Origin of the sequence: Streptomyces sp. SLBN-118 (genome assembly GCF_006715635.1) — a bacterium.
In the GTDB taxonomy this organism is placed as follows: Bacteria; Actinomycetota; Actinomycetes; order Streptomycetales; family Streptomycetaceae; genus Streptomyces.
Genome location: NZ_VFNP01000002.1, coordinates 539362 through 558305 on the forward strand (window position 1 = coordinate 539362; position 18944 = coordinate 558305).

At 69.1% G+C, this 18944-nt stretch carries 17 protein-coding genes and 1 pseudogene; 13 read left to right on the forward strand and 5 right to left on the reverse strand.

Annotated elements, in window-relative coordinates; all coding sequences use genetic code 11:
• Positions 1–50 precede the first annotated feature (50 nt).
• The 10 genes from FBY35_RS21015 (at position 51) to phzG (ending at position 9133) form a co-directional block, all read left to right on the forward strand.
• The gene (locus FBY35_RS21015) at positions 51–398 is read left to right on the forward strand and encodes a MerR family transcriptional regulator (protein WP_142215546.1); all 348 of its coding nucleotides are present in this window, start codon (positions 51–53) and stop codon (positions 396–398) included.
• 319 nt (positions 399–717) lie between these two features.
• Positions 718–921: a cold-shock protein gene (locus FBY35_RS21020; RefSeq protein WP_142215547.1), complete on the forward strand. Its 204-nt coding sequence runs from the start codon at positions 718–720 to the stop codon at positions 919–921.
• Between the two features lie 359 nt (positions 922–1280).
• Complete coding sequence (locus tag FBY35_RS21025; RefSeq protein ID WP_142215548.1) at positions 1281–2825, forward strand: DEAD/DEAH box helicase; 1545 nt, start codon at positions 1281–1283, stop codon at positions 2823–2825.
• Between the two features lie 62 nt (positions 2826–2887).
• Positions 2888–3286: a CBS domain-containing protein gene (locus tag FBY35_RS21030; RefSeq protein ID WP_142215549.1), complete on the forward strand. Its 399-nt coding sequence runs from the start codon at positions 2888–2890 to the stop codon at positions 3284–3286.
• Positions 3287–3341: 55 nt separating this feature from the next.
• Positions 3342–3650: an SCO5918 family protein gene (locus FBY35_RS21035; protein ID WP_142215550.1), complete on the forward strand. Its 309-nt coding sequence runs from the start codon at positions 3342–3344 to the stop codon at positions 3648–3650.
• A 248-nt stretch (positions 3651–3898) separates the two neighbouring features.
• On the forward strand, positions 3899–4387 hold the full coding sequence (locus tag FBY35_RS21040; RefSeq protein ID WP_142215551.1) for a PhzA/PhzB family protein: 489 nt from the start codon (positions 3899–3901) through the stop codon (positions 4385–4387).
• A gap of 28 nt (positions 4388–4415) precedes the next feature.
• Positions 4416–5630, forward strand: coding sequence for a 3-deoxy-7-phosphoheptulonate synthase (locus FBY35_RS21045; protein ID WP_142215552.1), 1215 nt, complete (start codon positions 4416–4418; stop codon positions 5628–5630).
• A gap of 34 nt (positions 5631–5664) precedes the next feature.
• Entirely contained in the window at positions 5665–7596 is a 1932-nt protein-coding gene (locus FBY35_RS21050; RefSeq protein WP_142215553.1) for an anthranilate synthase family protein, read from the forward strand.
• A gap of 42 nt (positions 7597–7638) precedes the next feature.
• The gene (locus FBY35_RS21055) at positions 7639–8475 is read left to right on the forward strand and encodes a PhzF family phenazine biosynthesis protein (protein WP_142215554.1); all 837 of its coding nucleotides are present in this window, start codon (positions 7639–7641) and stop codon (positions 8473–8475) included.
• A complete protein-coding gene (phzG, locus tag FBY35_RS21060; protein ID WP_142215555.1) occupies positions 8468–9133 on the forward strand; it encodes a phenazine biosynthesis FMN-dependent oxidase PhzG in 666 nt (221 codons plus the stop codon). The genes FBY35_RS21055 and phzG overlap by 8 nt, the downstream gene beginning before the upstream one ends.
• Before the next feature lie 86 nt (positions 9134–9219).
• On the opposite strand, the gene FBY35_RS21065 is transcribed toward phzG, so the two are convergent.
• Both FBY35_RS21065 and FBY35_RS21070 read right to left on the reverse strand, forming a co-directional pair.
• Complete coding sequence (locus FBY35_RS21065; RefSeq protein ID WP_260848770.1) at positions 9220–9768, reverse strand: hypothetical protein; 549 nt, start codon at positions 9766–9768, stop codon at positions 9220–9222.
• A 180-nt stretch (positions 9769–9948) separates the two neighbouring features.
• A complete protein-coding gene (locus FBY35_RS21070) occupies positions 9949–11427 on the reverse strand; it encodes a glutamate-cysteine ligase family protein (RefSeq protein ID WP_142215556.1) in 1479 nt (492 codons plus the stop codon).
• Positions 11428–11543: 116 nt separating this feature from the next.
• Here FBY35_RS21070 and FBY35_RS21075 point away from each other — a divergent pair, with 116 nt between their 5' ends.
• On the forward strand, positions 11544–12380 hold the full coding sequence (locus FBY35_RS21075) for a hypothetical protein (RefSeq protein WP_142215557.1): 837 nt from the start codon (positions 11544–11546) through the stop codon (positions 12378–12380).
• Between the two features lie 175 nt (positions 12381–12555).
• Positions 12556–12738: pseudogene (locus FBY35_RS37365) on the forward strand (DUF5996 family protein); the annotation flags it as partial.
• Positions 12739–12760: 22 nt separating this feature from the next.
• Here FBY35_RS37365 and FBY35_RS21085 read toward each other — a convergent pair.
• Positions 12761–14185: a DUF1996 domain-containing protein gene (locus FBY35_RS21085; RefSeq protein WP_142215559.1), complete on the reverse strand. Its 1425-nt coding sequence runs from the start codon at positions 14183–14185 to the stop codon at positions 12761–12763.
• Between the two features lie 195 nt (positions 14186–14380).
• A complete protein-coding gene (locus tag FBY35_RS21090; RefSeq protein WP_142215560.1) occupies positions 14381–15604 on the reverse strand; it encodes a saccharopine dehydrogenase family protein in 1224 nt (407 codons plus the stop codon).
• A 178-nt stretch (positions 15605–15782) separates the two neighbouring features.
• On the opposite strand from FBY35_RS21090, the gene FBY35_RS21095 reads away from it, so the two are divergent.
• Positions 15783–16514, forward strand: a complete 732-nt coding sequence (locus FBY35_RS21095; protein ID WP_142215561.1) for a TetR/AcrR family transcriptional regulator — start codon at positions 15783–15785, stop codon at positions 16512–16514.
• A 58-nt stretch (positions 16515–16572) separates the two neighbouring features.
• On the opposite strand, the gene FBY35_RS21100 is transcribed toward FBY35_RS21095, so the two are convergent.
• Positions 16573–18792 carry an NADP-dependent isocitrate dehydrogenase gene (locus tag FBY35_RS21100; RefSeq protein ID WP_142215562.1) on the reverse strand — a complete coding sequence of 740 codons (2220 nt, stop codon included), beginning with the start codon at positions 18790–18792 and terminating at the stop codon, positions 16573–16575.
• Between the last annotated feature and the right edge of the window lie 152 nt (positions 18793–18944).

Here is an 18944-nt window from a genome sequence, read left to right on the forward strand (position 1 = left end):
CCCGGTGTGTACGCATCGGGGCCCCTCGACGCGTTCCAGAAGAGGTGCGAATGCCCCCAGAAACCCCCTCGCCCGCCGCCGACCGGTTCGACGATGACGACTACCCCGCCTACACGATGGGGCGCGCCGCCGAAATGATCGGCGCCACGCCCGGCTTCCTGCGATCCCTCGGGGAAGCCCGGCTGATCACCCCGCTGCGGTCCGAGGGCGGCCATCGACGCTACTCCCGCTACCAGCTACGCATCGCCGCCCGGGCACGCGAGCTCGTCGACGGCGGAACGCCGATCGACGCAGCCTGCCGCATCGTGATCCTGGAAGACCAGCTCGAGGAAGCCCTGCGACTCAACGAGGAACTGCGGCGGACCACGGCCGACTCCAGCGGGGCGGCCGAATCCTGACAGCGGCCCGAGCCCGGCCGACGCACACAAGCAGCCGATACCTGTCACGGCAGACATAGATATTCGAGCAACGAGCGATGAGGGTTTATGGTGCGACGGGCGGAGTGATATTACTGGCCGCGCCCGACTGCTTGCGCCGTGCTACCTTTGATCTCAGTTGCAGTTGTGGTTCCCAAAGACTTCAAGTGCCCGCTCCGGCATCAATGGCCGGAGCGTGCGCTTACGTATTGCCGGATGAATTTCCGGACGGGGCAATCATCAAGGCGACACGGAGCTCGCACAGTGCGAGCACCAAGCACTGCCCCGAAGGAGAAATGACATGGCTACTGGCACCGTCAAGTGGTTCAACGCAGAAAAGGGCTTCGGCTTCATCGAGCAGGAGGGTGGCGGCCCCGACGTCTTCGCCCACTACTCGAACATCGCCACCTCCGGCTTCCGTGAGCTTCAGGAAGGCCAGAAGGTGAACTTCGATGTCACGCAGGGCCAGAAGGGCCCGCAGGCCGAGAACATCGTTCCCGCCTGACGCTGACACGCACAACGCAGCTGGGGCCCGCACCTTGGGGTGCGGGCCCCAGCTCGTTGCTTTTCCGAGTTTCGGCCAGGCCGCAGTGACGTCAAACGCGGCGAGACGTCATACGTTTTCACGCCTCAGGGCGGTCGATCCGCCCCCCTGCCCCTGCCTGACACAGGTCCGCCCGATCACCCATGATTCGGCATCGCAGCCGCTCCGGCGCATGTCAGTCATCTGACGTAACGGCCCCGCCGCTTTTCCGGCGGCCGTACTTCGTCTTCGTTTTCACTCCGGCTCGTTCTTGCGATTCCCTTGGCTGCTCATGTTTGCCGGGAACCCCTCGATACGTGCCGCATCGAGGAAGGTTCTGCATGAACCGCACAGCCCGTACGAACGACCGCTATTCACGCGCCCGCAAGGGAAACGCCGCTTCCGGCAGGAGCGGCGGCTTCCGTGCGCAGTCGCAGGGACGCCAGGGTGCTCCGGGCCGCTCGGCCGCCCCCAGCCGCTCCGGCGGCTACGGGCGCCGCCCCGCGGCACGCCAGGGAGAGTTCGCCCTGCCCGTCACCATCACCCCGGCGCTGCCCGGCGTCGAGGCCTTCGAGGACCTGGAGATGCCCGCACCCCTGCTGGCGGCGCTCCGCTCCGAGGGAGTGACCGTGCCGTTCCCGATCCAGGCGGCCACCCTGCCGAACACCCTGGCCGGCCGGGACGTGCTGGGCCGTGGACGCACCGGGTCCGGCAAGACCCTCGCGTTCGGCCTTGCGCTGCTGGCGCGGACCGAGGGAAGGCGCGCCGAGCCCCGGCAGCCGCTTGCCCTGGTCCTCGTTCCCACCCGCGAGCTGGCTCAGCAGGTCACCGACGCGCTCACCCCGTACGCCAGGTCGCTGAAGCTGCGACTGGCCACCGTGGTCGGCGGTATGTCGATCGGCCGCCAGGCCGGTGCGCTGCGCGGCGGGGCCGAGGTCGTCGTGGCAACCCCCGGTCGGCTCAAGGACCTCATCGAGCGCGGCGACTGCCGCCTGGACCGCGTCGGCATCACCGTGCTGGACGAGGCCGACCAGATGGCCGACATGGGCTTTATGCCGCAGGTCACCGAACTGCTCGACCAGGTACGCCCCGAGGGCCAGCGGATGCTCTTCTCCGCCACCCTCGACCGCAACGTCGACCTTCTGGTCCGCCGCTATCTGCACGACCCGGTGGTCCACTCCGTCGACCCGTCGGCAGGCGCGGTCACCACCATGGAGCACCACGTACTGCATGTCCACGGCGCCGACAAGCACGCCACCACCACCGAGATCGCTGCCCGCGACGGGCGAGTGATCATGTTCCTGGACACCAAGCACGCTGTGGACCAGCTCACCAAGCACCTCCTCAGCAGCGGCGTACGCGCCGCGGCCCTGCACGGCGGCAAGTCGCAGCCCCAGCGCAACCGGACCCTGGCCCAGTTCAAGACCGGTCATGTCACGGCACTGGTGGCCACCAATGTCGCGGCCCGCGGCATCCATGTCGACAACCTCGACCTCGTGGTCAATGTCGATCCCCCCAGCGACCACAAGGACTACCTGCACCGGGGCGGCCGCACCGCCCGCGCCGGTGAGTCGGGCAGCGTGGTCACGCTGGTCCTTCCCCATCAGCGCCGCGACATGACCCGCCTGATGGCGGACGCCGGCATCACCCCGCACATCGCCCAGGTGCGCTCCGGCGAGGCCGAACTGAGCCGTATCACCGGCGCCCAGGCGCCCTCGGGTGTTCCCGTCACCGTCAGCGCACCGGTGGCGGAGCGTGCGAAGAGCGGCTCCTCGTCCTCCCGCGGCAAGCGCAGCCGTCCCTCCCAGGCTCGCCGCACCCGCGCTGCGTCCCAGGGGCGGACAGGTACCTCGCAGCGCCCGTCCTCGTTCAAGAACGCCGCATGACATCGCAGCCCGGCGCACGCCCGGCCGACTGATCCACGGAACACGACACGAAAGGTGTCCCTTTGACGCTGATTCTCACGCAGCCACGGCAGACGGACCGCACCAGACTGACCGCCGCCGACGCCATGACCTCACCGGGACCGCAGGTCGGCGACGACATGATCGTCGACGACGCACTCTCCGTTCTCATCGGCGCCGGCGTGGGGCACCTGATCGTCCGCGGTGAGGACGATCGCTGTGCCGGTCTCGTCTCACGCACCCAGCTCACCGCGTACCGGGGCGGGTCCTGGTACACCGAGGACACGCGTTTGCGGGACATCGTCCACGACCGCGGACCCTTCACCCTGTCAGAGACCTCGCTGCCCGAGGCGGAGAACGCCATGCGGGCCCGAGCCCTCGGCACATCGCCCGTGGTGGACGAAGAGGGGTACATCCTCGGCGTCCTCGCCCTCGGAAGCTGATCTCCCCCTGGCCGGCATCCGTGTCCGCCCATCCCTCCAACCCTGTTGAGGCACTATGCGCTGCGTCATTGCCCGCTTCCCCTTCGACCTGGTCAAGAGTGACGTGCAGGAATCGATGAAGGGCATCAAGCCCGAACCCGTCACGGCCGAGTCAGTGACCATCGGCCGCCGCACGTTCCCCGTCAAGCAGGTAGGCGAGGTGATCACTGGTCAGGACCGCCGTGACTTCACCGCCGGCGAAGTCACCAGGGCCCTCACCCGGCTCGGCTTCACCTGCCATGCCGCCCCCGCACCCGTCCGGCCCCCCGTGCTCTCCGCGCTCGAATCGGCGTCCGCGCAGCTCGGAACAGCGCCGCACATGTGACGGACAGCCGCCCGGCCAGAACCTTGACCGGGCTGCACAGCGGGCCCCGACCGGCAACAGGTCGGGGCCCGCTGCTGTCTGCGCTCGACCGGGGCGGGGAGCCCGGTGTCACGGCGTGGAGCGGCCCGCGGTCCACCGCGCCTCAGGCAGGCCCCGAGCAGGCGCCGAGCCGATCCCGAGTGCGCACCTGGACGATCGCGCTGACCGCCCGCTCACTGCGCCTGTCCACGTACCAAGGGGGAAGAGCCATGTCCGACGCCGTCAGGACGCACGGTTTCACCGATGCGGCCGAACTGCGCCGCACCAACCGTTCCACCGTCGAGAAGTACATGCACACCACCGGCCCCGACCGGCTGCGCCGGCACGAACTGTTCACCCCGGACGGCAGCGGCGGACTGTGGACCACCGACAGCGGGGAACCGATCGTCATCGCCGGCCAGGACAGGCTGGCCGAGCATGCCGTCTGGTCGCTGGCCTGTTTCCCGGACTGGGAGTGGTACAACATCCAGATTTTCGAAACACAGGACCCGAACCGTTTCTGGGTCGAGTGCGAAGGCCGCGGAAAGATCCTCTTCCCCGGCTATCCGGAGGGCTACTACCACAACCACTTCCTGCACTCCTTCCTGCTCGACAACGGAAAGATCAAGCAGAACCGCGAGTTCATGAACCCCTGCGAGCAACTGCGCGCGCTCGGCGTCCCGGTGCCCCGGATCAAGCGCGAAGGAATTCCCACCTGAAGGCCGGCCGGGAACGAGGGGCGATGTGATGGAAGACCTGCTGAGCGAGACCCGGTTCGGCAACGCGCTGCACCAGCCGCAGTGGAGCGACCCCGTACAAGCAAGACGACTGCGCCACGCCCTCGCCGCCCGCCCCGCGCTCGTGCGGCCCCAGGACCTGCGTACGCTCTCCGGTCTGCTGGCCCAGGTCGCGGCCGAACGGTGCCTGGTCGTGCAGTGCGGCGACTGCTCCGAGGACCCCGCAGAGTGCACGCCCGCCCACGTCAGCCGTAAAATCGCCGTACTGGAACTGCTCGCCGGGACCCTGCGCATGGCCACCGCCCGGCCGGTTGTGCGTGTCGGCAGGATCGCGGGACAGTTCGCCAAGCCCCGTACCCACCGGACCGAGCAGGTCGGCGACCTCGAACTCCCCTCCTACCAGGGGCACATGGTCAACGGGCCGCAGCCGACGCCGGACAGCCGCAGGCCCGACCCCCTGCGCATCCTCACGGGCTACATGGCCGCGAGCGACATCATGTCCCACCTGGGCTGGGCGGCACCGCCCGGCAGCGCGCGCATCGATGCGCCCGTCTGGACCAGCCATGAAGCACTGCTCCTCGACTACGAAGTGCCCATGCTCCGCCGGGACGAAGCGGGCCGGCTGTATCTCGGCTCCACGCACTGGCCCTGGATCGGCGAGCGCACCCGTCAGGTGGACGGCGCGCATGTCGCGCTCCTCGCCGCCATCGCCAACCCGGTCGCCTGCAAAGTCGGCCCGACCATCAGCCCGGGCGAGCTACTCGGCCTGTGCGAACGCCTCGACCCTGAGCGACAGCCGGGCCGGCTCACCCTGATCGCCCGGATGGGCGCCGACACCGTGGCCGATCGTCTGCCCGGTCTCGTCGCCGCGGTACGCGCCGCCGGCCACCCCGTCAGCTGGCTGACCGACCCGCTTCACGGCAACACCGTGCAGAGGACCGACGGCACCAAGACTCGCGTCGTCCAGCACGCGATCCGCGAAGTCGTCGCGTTCCGGCAGGCCGTCCGGGCCGGCGGAGGCATCGCCGGAGGACTGCACCTGGAGACGACTCCGGACGCCGTCCTGGAGTGCGTCGGCGACGAAACCGACCTGGCCCGGACGGGCGAGCAGCACTCCACGAGCCTGTGCGACCCCCGCCTCAACCTCGACCAGGCCCTGTCCGTCGTCTCCGCCTTCTCCGCCCGCACGGAGTACGGCTCGCACCCGTTCGAGGAGGCTGCATGAGGACATCCGTGACCGGAACCAAGGAGGCCCTGGCATGAGCACTTTGCTGGACCGGATCCTCCGCGATCCCCCACCCGCTTACGCCATCCTCCACCGCCCGCACACCACGGACCCCGGCCAACTGGACATCCTCACCGGCAACGTGACGCACCCGGTGACGCTGGCCCGGATCCCGCTCCCGCGCAGCGCACCCGCCGGCAGGGGCCGCCACGAAACACTCGTACTCGTCCCCTACCGGCAGATCACCGAACGCGGATTCTCCTGCCACGACGACCACTCCCCGCTGATCTCGATGGCGGTGACCGAGCAGCAGACCATGCCGCTCGGAGCAGCGCTCGCCCGGCTGCCGGACGTCGCGACCTCCCTGTCGGGCGGGCACTTCGACAGCGAAGACGCCACCTACGCACAGACCGTCAAACAGGTGATCACGGATGAGATCGGGACCGGCGCGGGGGCCAATTTCGTCATCCAGCGGTCGTTCGTGGCCGACATCACCGACTACGGGCCCCACGGCGCCCTGGCCTTCTTCCGCCGACTGCTGGAGGGCGAGGAGGGTGCGTACTGGACCTTTGTCGTCCACACCGGCTCACGCACGTTCGTCGGGGCATCGCCGGAGCGGCACATCAGCGTACGAGGCGCGACAGCGGTGATGAACCCGATCAGCGGCACATACCGCTACCCGGCCGCAGGCCCCACCCTGGCCGGCGTCATGGACTTCCTCGCCGACGCCAAGGAGAGCGACGAACTGTGCATGGTCGTCGACGAAGAACTCAAGATGATGGCCGGGATCTGCGAGCCGGGCATCAGCGTCCTGGGCCCGTATCTCAAGGAAATGGCGCGGCTCGCACACTCCGAGTACTACATCCGGGGGCGCACCGCGCGCGATGTGCGCACCATCCTGCGTGAGACGCTGCTCGCGCCGACGGTGACAGGCGGCCCGCTGGAGAGCGCCTGCCGCGTCATCGCCCGATACGAGAAGCGGGGCCGCGGCTACTACAGCGGAATCGCCGCCCTCATCGGCCGCGACGAGCAGGGTGGCCGCATCCTGGACTCGGCGATCCTCATCCGCAGCGCCGACATCAGCGCGGCCGGGCGCGTGCGGATCGGGGTCGGATCGACGCTCGTACGCCATTCCGACCCGGGCACGGAGGCGGCCGAGACACGGGCCAAGGCGGCCGGGCTGATCGCCGCCCTGGAATCCGGACCCGCCACATCCCGCCCCACGCGCACCGGCGCCGCCACACAGTCCGGCACAGTCGTCTCCTACGCTGCGCATCCCAGCGTCCGCGCCGCACTTGAGCGCCGTAACGACACCCTGGCATCCTTCTGGCTGCACCCGGGCGCCCCCGGGGACCAGTCGCCATCCGACCTGGCGGGACGCACCGCTCTGGTCATCGACATGGAGGACACCTTCACCTCCATGATCGCCCATCAACTCCGTTCCCTCGGGCTGGTGGTGACCGTCCGCCGGTTCGATGAGGCACACACCTTCGACGGCTGCGACCTGGTGGTGCTGGGACCCGGACCCGGCGACCCCGCCGAGCGGGGCCACCCGCGCATGGAGGCCCTGCGCTCGGCGGTGCATTCGCTGCTGGCGCAGCGGCGGCCGTTCCTCGCCGTCTGCCTGAGCCATCAGGTCCTCAGTCTCCGGCTCGGCTTTTCTCTTCAGCGCCGCGATCATCCCAGCCAGGGCGCGCAGCACGAGATCGACTTCTTCGGAGACCGGGTCCGGGCCGGTTTCTACAACACGTACGCCGCACACAGTCGCCATGACACCACGCACGTCGACGGTGTCGGCAGGGTGGACGTCTCTCGCGACCGGGCGAGCGGCGAGGTCCACGCGCTGCGCGGCCCGCACTTCACGTCGATGCAGTTCCACCCCGAGTCCGTACTCACCGAGCACGGAGTCCGCATCGTCGCACAGGCAGTTCGCCGGGCGATGCGCCCGGCCGCTGTGCCCGCCTGACCCCCGAAGCCGCTGTTCCCGGCGGTGAATTGGAGACATCGGATGCACCCCTACGTCGTGGTGGACGTCTTCGCCCGAGAACGCCTGCTCGGCAACCCCGTGGCAGTCTTCTTCGACAGTGACGACCTCGGCCCGGAGGTCATGCAGCGCATCGCACGCGAAATGAACCTGTCCGAGACCACCTTCGTCCTGCGTCCGCGTCAGGGCGGCGACGCCCGGATCCGTATCTTCACGCCGGTCAACGAGCTGCCGTTCGCCGGGCATCCGCTGCTGGGAACGGCGCTCGCGCTGGCCCGCCGGATCCCGGGCGACCGGCTCCGGCTTGAGACCGCGGTGAGCGTCATCCCGTTCGAACTGGACCGCACGGACGGGCCGGTGGTCACGGCCCGGATGCAACAGCCGCTGCCCACCTGGGAACCCTTCGACCGGACCGGGGAACTTCTCGAAGCGCTGGGTGTACCCGCCTCGACGCTTCCCGTGGAGATCTACCGCAACGGGCCCCGCCACGTGTTCGTCGGCCTGGACAGCGTGAGCGCACTGTCCGCGCTGGATCCCGACCACCGCGCGCTGGCAGCCTTCGAGGACATGGCGACCAACTGCTTCGCCGGTCACGGCGCACACTGGCGCAGCCGTATGTTCTCTCCTGCCTACGGAGTGACCGAGGACGCCGCCACGGGCTCCGCCGCGGGCCCGCTGGTCGTCCACCTCCTGCGGCACGGCGCCCTCACCCGCGGTCGCTGCATCGAGATCCTGCAGGGCGTCGAGATGGGCCGCCCGTCCCGCATGCTCGCCCGCGCCGAAGGCGTCGGAGCCCACATCGAGTCCGTCGAGGTCGGCGGCGAAGGCGTGATCACAGCCCAGGGGACCCTCCATGTCTGAGCTGCCCATGAACGCGAGTCCCGGCATCCGGACCGGCTCGGAATCTCTTACGGCGACCGTCGACATCGCCTTTCCTGAGTATGCGGCGCCGCCGTCCGACCCGATCGCTCTGCTGCACAGCTGGCTCGATGATGCGCACGTCCACGGTGTACGTGAACCGAGAGCCCTGGCTCTGGCCACCGCCGACACCCAGCGCCGGACTTCCCTGCGCACCGTGGTCGTGGGCCGGCTCACCGAGTGCGGCCTGGTCTTCACCACCCACCGCACCAGCCGCAAGGCCCGCGAACTGCGGGCGAATCCCTGGGCCTCCGGCCTGCTCTACTGGCGCGAGACCAGCCGGCAGGTCAGCCTGAGCGGCCCGGTGCGGCAGCTGTCCGACGCCGATACCGAAGCCCTGTGGGCGGGGAGGCCGGTGTTCACCCACGCGATGACGACGGCATCACGCCAGAGCGAACCGCTGGACGACGTGCCCGCCCTGCGCGCCCGCGCCCACGCCCTCGCCCAAGCGGGACCCCACCCACGCCCACTGACCTATGTCGCCCTCGAACTCGTCCCGCACGCCGTCGAGTTCTGGGCCAATGGCACCGACCGCCTCCACGAAAGACTCCGCTACGACCGCACACCGAACGGCTGGAACACCACTCGCCTTCAGCCCTGACGGGTCCGCCCTCCCCCACACCGCTGCGGGCGCAGCCGTAGGTCCGAAACCCGGGCCTGGTGCCCATGGGGCGACCGCAGCCCGGCTCAATGACCCGCGAGGAGCTTCACGCTCACAACCCCGACGCCGATCACAGTGTCCAGCAGGCCCGACACGAGTGCGCTCAGGGGCCCGTTGCCCATCCGCAGGCCGGTTCGCCAACCCCACAGGAAGAGGGTCGCCACTTCAACCCCGGCGCTGATCATCAGCGCGGTGCCCAGATCCATCGCGCCCAGCGCCGACAAGCCGATCAGTACCAGCGGCCCCACCGCGCCCAGCAACAACGGAGCAGAGACATACAAAGCCGTCCGGATCTCCGCCCGGCTCGCGCCACGCTTGCTCACGGCACGGTGCGCCTGCTCGTCGGCGACCAGCGTTGCCAGCCAGACGCCGAGAGCTGCCCCGGCCACGGTGAGCGCCGCCTCCTCGGGGTCAGACGTTTCTCCCTCGGCGAGAGTCACCACCACGGCGGCCAAGGTGATGGTCGCGTAGATCCGTTCCTTGAGCCGTGCGGCCGCTGTGTCGCCGACGCGGGCGGCGGTGGCGGTGTTCTGCTCGACGGGGCCGGTTCGCAGTTCCGGTTCCGGTGTCGTCATGCCGGCACAGAACCGGGCGCGCCGACCACGGCGTCGGCCAGGATCGGGATCATGCGTACGCCCTTCGCCGTGAAGTCACCATGCCCCAAATGCGGCTTTCAGTGACAAACGGTAGCCGACGTGACATGGCGCAGCTACCCGGCCACGCCCACCGGCGCAGCCGGCCCGCGGGGCCACAGCTCACTCGACGGGCCAGGTATGAGCGGGCGCGTTGAGATGCATGTACTCCATGTACTGCCGTGTCATCCGCCGCAGCGCCTCATGGTGACTGACATGGGCCGCGCCATCGATGTGATGGAACATCTCCTTCTGCCAGACCGCGCCGTTGCGGCCGGTGACGCACCGCTGTTCGATGATCCCCAGCAGCGGCTCCCGCCACGCCGCGTCCATTCCGGTCTGCTCCAGGCCCCGGTGCGCCAGCGGCAGGAGGCGTCTCAGTACGAGTTCCGAGGCGGGCACCTCGCCCATGCCGGGCCAGTACAGCCGCGCGTCGATCCCGTTGCGGGCCGCGGCGTGCAGGTTGTCCTCGGCCGCCGAGAACGACATCCGCGACCAGACCGGCCGTTCCTCGTCCACCAGCGCGCGCGTCAGCCCGTAGTAGAAGGCGCCGTTCGCGAGAACGTCGGCGACCGTGGGGCCGGCGGGGAGCACGCGGTTCTCGACCCGCAGATGCGGTTTGTCGTGAGACACGGCATAGACCGGGCGGTTCCAGCGGTAGATCGTGCCGTTGTGCAGCGTGAGTTCGGCCAGCTCGGGGGTGTCGCCACGGTCCAGGATCTCCCGCGGTTCCTGCTCGTCGCACAGGGGCAGCAGCGCGGGGAAATAGCGCACGTTCTCCTCGAAGAGGTCGAATACACTGTTGATCCAGCGCTCTCCGAACCACACCCGTGGTCGCACCCCCTGCACCTTGATCTCTTCCGAACGGGTGTCCGTGGCCTGCTCGAAGAGCGGGATGCGCGTCTCGTGCCAGAGCTCCTTGCCGAACAGGAACGGCGAGTTCGCGGCGAGAGCCACCTGCACCCCCGCGATCGCCTGTGCCGCGTTCCAGTAGGGCGCGAACTCATCCGGCGAGACCTGCAGGTGGAACTGGGTGCTGGTGCACGCCGCCTCCGGCGTGATGGTGTCCGCGTACGTCCGCAGCCGGTCCACGCCGTCCACTTCGATCCGCAGATCCTCACCGCGGGCCGCGAACACCTGCTCGTTCAGCAGGCGGTACCGCGGGTTCTCCGACAGCGCCGACTCACTCACATCGGGCTGGCGCAGTGTCGGCAGGATTCCCACCATGATCAGATGCGCGCCGACCTCCGCGGCGCGGCCTTCGGCGTGATTGAGCGCGTCCCGGATCTCCTGCTCCCACGCGTCGGGACCACCGGCTGTCAGGCGGCGGGGCGGAATGTTGATCTCCAGGTTGAATCTGCCCAGCTCGGTCGCCCAGGCCGGGTCCGCGATCGCCTCCAGAACGTCGGTATTGCGCATCGTGGGCTCGCCGCGCGTGTCCACCAGATTGAGTTCGATCTCCAGACCCACCTGGGGCCGCTCGAACTCGAATCGCGACTCACGCAGCATCTGGGCGAACGCGTCGAGGCATTCCTGCATCTTGATCCGGTACCGGCGGCGGTCGTCACGGGTGAATACCAGCGCCGGGACATCTCGTCCCATCGGCCCTCCCGAGTCCCCTCGGCAGACACCCCACTACACAGGGTCCCACTCCCCCGCTGCACGGACCAGCCAAGAGGTTCCCCGCCCCGGCGTGCTCCCGCTCGTAGGCTCGGCATGTGAGTCACAACGAAGAGCGCGCCGAGGGCGCCGGACCGTTCACCACGCGCCTCACCTGGCGCTTCGCGGGGGGCGGCACAGCGGTCTGGGAATCGCGCGCCGCGCGCAAACGCGGAAAGCTCACGGTCAGGCCAAAGGGAGCCGAGGCCGTCACTCAGTACGCGGACGAGGAAGCCCTCCACCGCCTGCGCGTCCTCAACGCGACCGCCGCGGTGTCGTTCACGTTCGGTGGAGCGCTGTTCGTCCTCGGCGCCGCACTCGCCCAGTTCGGGTCCGGCGATCCGACCCAGAGCGCCACGGTCTACTTCGTCGGCGGCCTTTTCTTCACCACCGGCGCGTACACCTCCCTGCTGCAGACGGTCAACGCCCCCAGGCGCCGCAGCGACGCCGGCACCCTGATCACCCATCGATGGCGGTGGTGGAGCTACGAGCCCCTGCGGATCGACTGGCTGAGCACGTTCGTCCTGTTCGTGGGCACGCTGGTGTTCGGCGTCAACCTGCTGGACTCCTTCCTCCAGGGGCTGTCCACCCAGCAGGTGAACCGGCTGATCTGGACGCCGGACCTCATCGGCTGCCTGCTCTTCCTCGTCTCCGGGCACCTGGCCCTCGTCGAGGTCAGCCACGGCCCTCCCCGCCTGCGCGTACGAGACCTCGGCTGGTGGATCGTCGCCGTCAACCAGCTCGGCTCGGTGCTTTTCCTGGTTGCGGCACTGGCCGACTTCACCGACCCGGGTACCGGGGACGTCATCAACGCCGACGTCGCCAATTGGGGGACCATCACCGGCGCTGCGTGCTTCTCGGTCGGCGGCGTAATGCAGCTCTTCGAGCACCCCTAGGCATGCGGCCGGATGCCGGACGTGTCGGGCGTGGTCATCATGGAAGGGCCCGGCCCGCGCTCGCGCCGTGCAGGAAGGGTGCCACGATGGAGCCGTTCCCGGCGATGCCGCTCAGTCTGTGGCAGGACACCCACTGGACGGCGAAGCGAGGTCGTTCCCGCTCGCGGGCCAGTCGGTCGCGTACACCCGGTTCTCGGGGCGTCACACCGATCAGCCGCCGGACGTCGACCCGGTGACGCGGGAGGCGCACTCCCGTGAGTTGATCAGCTTTGGATTCTGGTTCGGGGACGAGATATTTCCCGAGCCGGCTTTCTCCTCCTACGCGGAAGGAGCGCGGTGGACCCGGCAGCGCGGCGCTCCACGGCTGCCGGGTCCCGGCGTCAGCCGCACCTGCGGCCGCTGTTGATGCAGTTCACCGCCTTCCGCATGAGCGACGCGGACATCACGTTGATGAAGTCACCGTGGTCCGTACCGGGCTTGTGCAACTGCTCGGGGAAGCTGTCGACGGCGAAGACCGAGCCGGGCGCAATCTTGTAGGTGATCCGCTGGACAAGCTGGGGGATGGCCCTGAAACCGTTGGGACACGTGCCGTTGGCGCGGGCGAAGGCCACATGCGTGCGGTGGTTCGCACTGTCGGTGTTGCTGCCGTCCCAGCAGCTCTGGAACTTGAACGTACGCACCACATTGCTGCCCTGCGGACACAGCGGGTACTTGTCCTTCAGCTGCCGGTTCTCGAAGCCGGTGCAGCTCCAGGAGGCGTTGGCGTTGGCCGTTCCGTTGGTGAACGCCTTGGCGTCGCCGGTGATGATGCGCAGGAACGTGGGCATCGCCGTCACCTTGCTGACAGGGCTGCCACGGAAGGTGAGTTGTACGGAAGCGGGCTGGAGAATGCGTCCCACGTTGCCGTCCTGGCCTCCGCCGGGCAGGTTCGCGTCGGCCTCGATCTTTCCGTTGCGCAGGCGCAGAACCGGCCAGTAATGGGTGGAGCGGTCGCCGTTGGTGCAGGTCGTCCCGGCAGCGGCGAGGTCGTCGTTGGTGGCGAAGGCGTCGGTCTCCAGATTGCCGACGTAGTCGTGCATGTGATGGGCGCCGTTGCTCACGCCGGGGGCGACGATCACGTTGTCGGGGTTGAAGTGCTTGTTCTCGTTGCGCCCGCAGCGGGACTGGAAGGTGCCGCGCGAGGCGCCTGCCTGGAGGCGCGGCCCCGCGGCATTGGGCCGCACTCTGCGGATGTCGACGAAGTCCGACCTGCGGGGGCCGGTCTGCGCCTTGCCGCCATTGGCCGCAGCGGACGCGCCCGGTGCGGGGGCGTTCGGAGCCGCGGAGCCGGACGCGGGTGCGGCGGCCGTGGCCACATCGTCCTTCTTGACGGTGCAGGAGGCCATCGATTCCAGACCCTCGGGTCGGTTCGAGACACGCTCGATCTCGGTGGCGATAAGGTTCAGGGTGCCGCGGCGCTGGGACGAGAGCGGGTCCAGCACACGGGTTCGCACCCAGTTCCGGTCGGCCTGCATGCCGCCCGCGGCGAGCTGCCCGTAGGCATCCGCCACCTGACTGTCCAGCTGCGCCAGTTGATTGTCCACGGCTGGCCTGGCCTGCTCCGGCACATTCGACAGACGGACTGCGACGTCAGGGCAGTTGATGGTCATCGGCGCCTGTGCGGCCTGCCCGCCCCAGGAGTCACGCGCGGCCTGGGCGTTGTTGTCGGTCATCAGCAGCGCCCCGCCCCCGACGGCCAGCGCTGTCACTCCGACGACGGTGATGCCGATCCACCTGGACCGCTTGTGTCTCTGCCTGTACCTCACTGGTCCGCCCCTCTGTGGTCGTCGCGCCGGGACTTCGTGTCCTCGGCCGAGTCGGGCCGTGCCCCACCCGCTCAGGCTTGGGACACAGCACGACGCACAGGGATACGGAGACGGCGACTGTTCTGCTCAGAGGGATTCAAAACTTGTTGATGGGGGTCGGGCCCAACAGGGCCTGGAGTACGCCCGCGTGTGCTCTCACTGCTCGCGCATGCCCCATGGGGAGCCGTACTCGGTCAGCAGGTCCAGGAAGGGCCGGGCGGGAAACGCCTCGGGGCCGAGGACGCCGCTGCCGGTCCAGGTGCCCGCGGCGATCAGTTCCAGGGCGACGACGGGGTTGATCGCGGTCTGCCATACGACGGCCTGGGAGCCGTACTCACGCATCGACCACTGGTTGTCGACCACGTGGTACAGGTAGACCTCGCGCGGGCGGCCGTCCTTGGTGCCCTTCACCCAGGTGCCCGCGCAGGTCTTGCCGTGCATCCGCTGCCCGAGAGCTGCCGGGTCGGGGAGGCAGGCGGCAACCACGTCGCGCGGGGAGACGTGGACCGTACCCGATCCGTCCGCCGCGGGCACCGGCACCGGATCGGTACGGTCCAGGCCCAGCAGGTGCAGCGTCTGCAACGTACGGATGAAGTCCTCACCGAGGCCGTACTTGAAGGTGACACGTCCCGCGTCCACCCAGCGCGGCACCAGCAGAACCTCCTCGTGCTCGACATTGACGCACTCGACGGGGCCGATCCCTTCGGGGAAGTCGAAGACCTCGGGCTCGCTGAAGGGCGGGGTGGTGAACCAGCCGCGGCCCGCCTCGTAGACAACGGGTGCATTGAGGCATTCCTCGATGGTGGTCCAGATGCTGAACGAGGGCGCGAAGTCGTAACCGTCGACCGTGAGGTCGGCCCCGTCGCGGATGCCGATCTCCTCGATCTCGTCGAAGAGTTCGTCGGCGGCGTGCCGCGCGAAGACGTCAGACAGGCCGGGTTCGACACCCATGCCGACCAGGGCGAGCGATCCGGCCTCCTCCCAGTCCCCTGCCCGCTCGAACTGGGCGTCGCCGAGCTTGACTCCGCACTGTTCGTACGGGCGCTCCGGGTGCGGGCGGGACAGCGACATCGCCATGTCCAGGTAGTGCGCTCCGGCGGCCAGGGCGGCCTGGAACAGCGGCATCACGAAGCGGGGGTCGGTCGCGTTCAGCAGCACGTCGCATCGCTGCTCCGCCAGCAGGAAGGTGACGGCCCCCTCGTCACTCGCGTCGATCCGTACGGCGCTGAAGCGGCCGTCCGGCTCCAGGGCCGCGACGGCGGACCGGGCGCGGGAGAGGTCGTAGTCGGCGACGACCATGTGGTCGAAGAAGGATCGGCGGGCTGCGATCCGGGTGATGGCAGTACCGACGCCGCCGGCTCCCACGAGCAGAACACGCATGACAGAACTCCGTTCCAGGGCATATCTGGGCACAGCGGGCATGTCAGAGGTAACAGACAGTGCGCCGCTTCCGGTCGCGGCGCCCGCTGTCATCGATCCAACGCTCGCGGCCCTTTTCACGTCAATGGTGTTGGCATAAGATCGCCGGACCGGAAGGTCCCCGTGGAAGGAGCGTGCCGTGGCCAAGCCCGTCGTGCCGGAAGAGGCCCGGCGACGCCGTCGTCCCACCAAGAACGGGGCGGTGCTCTCCGAGCAGCTGATCATCGAGACCGCCCTGCGCATGCTGCGGGAGCACGGCGGCGCGGGCCTGACCGTGCGCCGCCTCGGCACCGCCCTGGGCGCCGACCCGAGCACCCTGTACCGGTACTTCAGCGGTATCGACGACCTGACGCTCGCCATCGGGGACGTACTCGTCGGGCGGGCCGTGGCGGGCTGGAAAGGCAGCGGTGACTGGCGGGCCGACCTGCGCGACCTGGGCCTGCGCATCCATGCCGCGTACCTCGGGCACCCGCAGGCCGCCGTCCTCACCGCGAGCCGGGTGTCCGGCCGTGCGCACGAGGTCGCGGCCGACGAGACGATCCTGGGGGTGCTGCGTGCGGCGGGCTTCGCGGACGCCGACGCCGTACGGATCTATCAGGCGTTCATCGACCAGACCCTGGCGTTCGCAGCGCTGGACGCGGCCTCGCTCGCGCTGCCGGCTGCCGCGCGCGAGGCGGACGAGGAGGTATGGCGGGCCACCTACGCCCGGCTGCCCGCGACGACGCATCCCCACATCGAGGCCACGGCGCACCTGCTCGTCGCCCGTATGAATCACAGCGCGTATCCCACAGCCCTGGACATGCTGCTGGACAGCGCATCCGCCCAGCTCGGCCGCACGGCCCCGAAAACGCGGCCGCCCCGGCCGGCATGAGTGCCGACCGGGGCGGAACAGGTGCGCAACGGACGGCGTCGATGCCGCCGTTCTCGCGTCAGCCGAGCGTCGCGATGGCCTGGTTGAAGGTCGCCGACGGACGCATGACCTTCGCGGCCTTGGCCGCGTCGGGCTGGTAGTAGCCGCCGATGTCGGCCGGGGAGCCCTGCACCGCGAGGAGTTCGCCGACGATGGTCTGCTCCTGCTCGGAGAGCGTCTTGGCGAGAGCGGCGAACGCCTCCGCGAGCTGCGCGTCGTCGCTCTGCCTCGCCAGCTCCTGGGCCCAGTACAGGGCCAGGTAGAAGTGGCTGCCGCGGTTGTCGATGCCGCCCACGCGGCGGGTCGGCGACTTGTCCTCGTTGAGGAACGTGGCCGTCGCCCGGTCGAGGGTGTCGGCGAGCACCTGGGCGCGCGCGTTGCCCGTCGTCTGCGCGAGGTGCTCGAAGCTGGCCGCGAGCGCGAAGAACTCACCCAGGCTGTCCCAGCGCAGGTAGTTCTCCTTGACGAGCTGCTGGACGTGCTTGGGCGCGGAGCCGCCGGCACCCGTCTCGAACAGTCCGCCACCGTTCATCAGCGGGACGACCGACAGCATCTTGGCGCTCGTGCCGAGCTCCAGAATGGGGAACAGGTCGGTCAGGTAGTCGCGCAGCACGTTGCCGGTGACCGAGATGGTGTCCTCGCCGCGGCGGATGCGCTCCAGCGAGAACGCGGTTGCCTTGACGGGCGCCATGATCTCGATCTGCAGACCGTCGGTGTCGTGGTCGGCGAGGTAGGTCCTGACCTTCTTGATCAGCTGCGCGTCGTGCGCGCGGGTCTCGTCGAGCCAGAACACCGCCGGGGTGCCGGTCGCGCGGGCGCGGGTGACGGCGAGCTTGACCCAGTCCTGGATCGGCAGGTCCTTGGCCTGGCACATGCGGAAGATGTCGCCGGCTCCGACCGTCTGCTCCAGGACGACATTGCCGTTGCCGTCGAGGAGGCGCACAGTGCCCGTGGCGGGGATCTCGAAGGTCTTGTCGTGGCTGCCGTACTCCTCGGCCTTCTGCGCCATCAGACCGACGTTGGGTACGGAGCCCATCGTCGACGGGTCGAAGGCGCCGTTGGCACGGCAGTCGTCGATGACGACCTGGTACACGCCGGAGTAGCTGCTGTCGGGCAGCACCGCGAGGGTGTCGGCCTCCTGGCCGTCCGGGCCCCACATGTGACCGGAAGTGCGGATCATGGCCGGCATGGAGGCGTCGACGATGACATCGCTCGGTACGTGCAGGTTGGTGATGCCGTGGTCGGAGTCGACCATGGCCAGCTCGGGACCTGCGGCGAGCTCGGCCTCGAAGGACTCCTTGATCGTCGCGCCCTCGGGCAGCGACTCCAGGCCCTGGTAGATGGCGCCGAGGCCGTCGTTGGGGCTGAGACCGGCCGCGGCCAGCGTCTCGCCGTACTCGGCGAACGTCTTCGGGAAGAACGCGCGCAGCACATGGCCGAAGACGATCGGGTCGGAGACCTTCATCATCGTGGCCTTGAGGTGGACGGAGAACAGCACACCCTCGGCCTTGGCACGGGCGATCTGCTCGGTGAGGAACTCACGCAGCTCGGCGACGCGCATGACGGACGCGTCCACGACCTCGCCCGCGAGGACGGGCACCGAGTCGCGCAGGACGGTGGTGGCGCCGTCGTCACCTGCGAACTCGATACGCAGCGAGCCGGCGTCGGCGACAGTCGCGGACTTCTCGGTCGAGCGGAAGTCGCCGGCGCCCATGGTCGCGACGTTCGTCTTCGAGTCGGCGGTCCAGGCGCCCATCCGGTGCGGGTGCGTCTTGGCGTAGTTCTTCACCGATGCGGGGGCACGGCGGTCGGAGTTGCCCTCGCGCAGCACCGGGTTCACAGCACTGCCCTTGACCTTGTCGTACCGCGCGCGGACGTCCTTGTCCTCGTCGGTCTTGGGGTCGTCCGGGTAGTCCGGCAGGGCATAGCCATGCTGCTGGAGCTCGGCGATCGCGGCCTTCAGCTGCGGAATCGAAGCGGAGATGTTCGGCAGCTTGATGATGTTCGCGCCGGGAGTCTTGGCAAGCTCGCCCAGCTCATGGAGGGCGTCCTCGATGCGCTGGCCCTCTTCGAGACGCTCGGGGAAGCCGGCGATGATCCGGCCGGCCAGGGAGATGTCACGGCTCTCCACCGTGACACCGGCCGTCGCGGCGTACGCCTCGACCACAGGCAGGAACGAATAGGTCGCCAGGGCGGGGGCCTCGTCAGTGTGCGTATAGATGATGGTCGAGTCAGTCACCGGATACTCCACTCCACGTCTGCAACATTGCTCGACATCAAGATATCCCGTGACCCGCCCCCTCCCGGCAGGGCCCTGCCCCACGGGAAGCGGAACCGGGTACCGCTACCTGTGCCAGGCCGGGATACGGGTGCCCGTGGACCGGGTGCCTT

Coding starts and splice junctions, on each gene's coding strand:
- FBY35_RS21015 (WP_142215546.1), top strand. CDS start 51: ATGCCCCCAGAAACCCCCTCGCCCGCCGCCGACCGGTTCGACGATGAC.
- FBY35_RS21020 (WP_142215547.1), top strand. CDS start 718: ATGGCTACTGGCACCGTCAAGTGGTTCAACGCAGAAAAGGGCTTCGGC.
- FBY35_RS21025 (WP_142215548.1), top strand. CDS start 1,281: ATGAACCGCACAGCCCGTACGAACGACCGCTATTCACGCGCCCGCAAG.
- FBY35_RS21035 (WP_142215550.1), top strand. CDS start 3,342: ATGCGCTGCGTCATTGCCCGCTTCCCCTTCGACCTGGTCAAGAGTGAC.
- FBY35_RS21040 (WP_142215551.1), top strand. CDS start 3,899: ATGTCCGACGCCGTCAGGACGCACGGTTTCACCGATGCGGCCGAACTG.
- FBY35_RS21045 (WP_142215552.1), top strand. CDS start 4,416: ATGGAAGACCTGCTGAGCGAGACCCGGTTCGGCAACGCGCTGCACCAG.
- FBY35_RS21050 (WP_142215553.1), top strand. CDS start 5,665: ATGAGCACTTTGCTGGACCGGATCCTCCGCGATCCCCCACCCGCTTAC.
- FBY35_RS21055 (WP_142215554.1), top strand. CDS start 7,639: ATGCACCCCTACGTCGTGGTGGACGTCTTCGCCCGAGAACGCCTGCTC.
- phzG (WP_142215555.1), top strand. CDS start 8,468: ATGTCTGAGCTGCCCATGAACGCGAGTCCCGGCATCCGGACCGGCTCG.
- FBY35_RS21065 (WP_260848770.1), bottom strand. CDS start 9,768: ATGACGACACCGGAACCGGAACTGCGAACCGGCCCCGTCGAGCAGAAC.
- FBY35_RS21070 (WP_142215556.1), bottom strand. CDS start 11,427: ATGGGACGAGATGTCCCGGCGCTGGTATTCACCCGTGACGACCGCCGC.
- FBY35_RS21090 (WP_142215560.1), bottom strand. CDS start 15,604: ATGCGTGTTCTGCTCGTGGGAGCCGGCGGCGTCGGTACTGCCATCACC.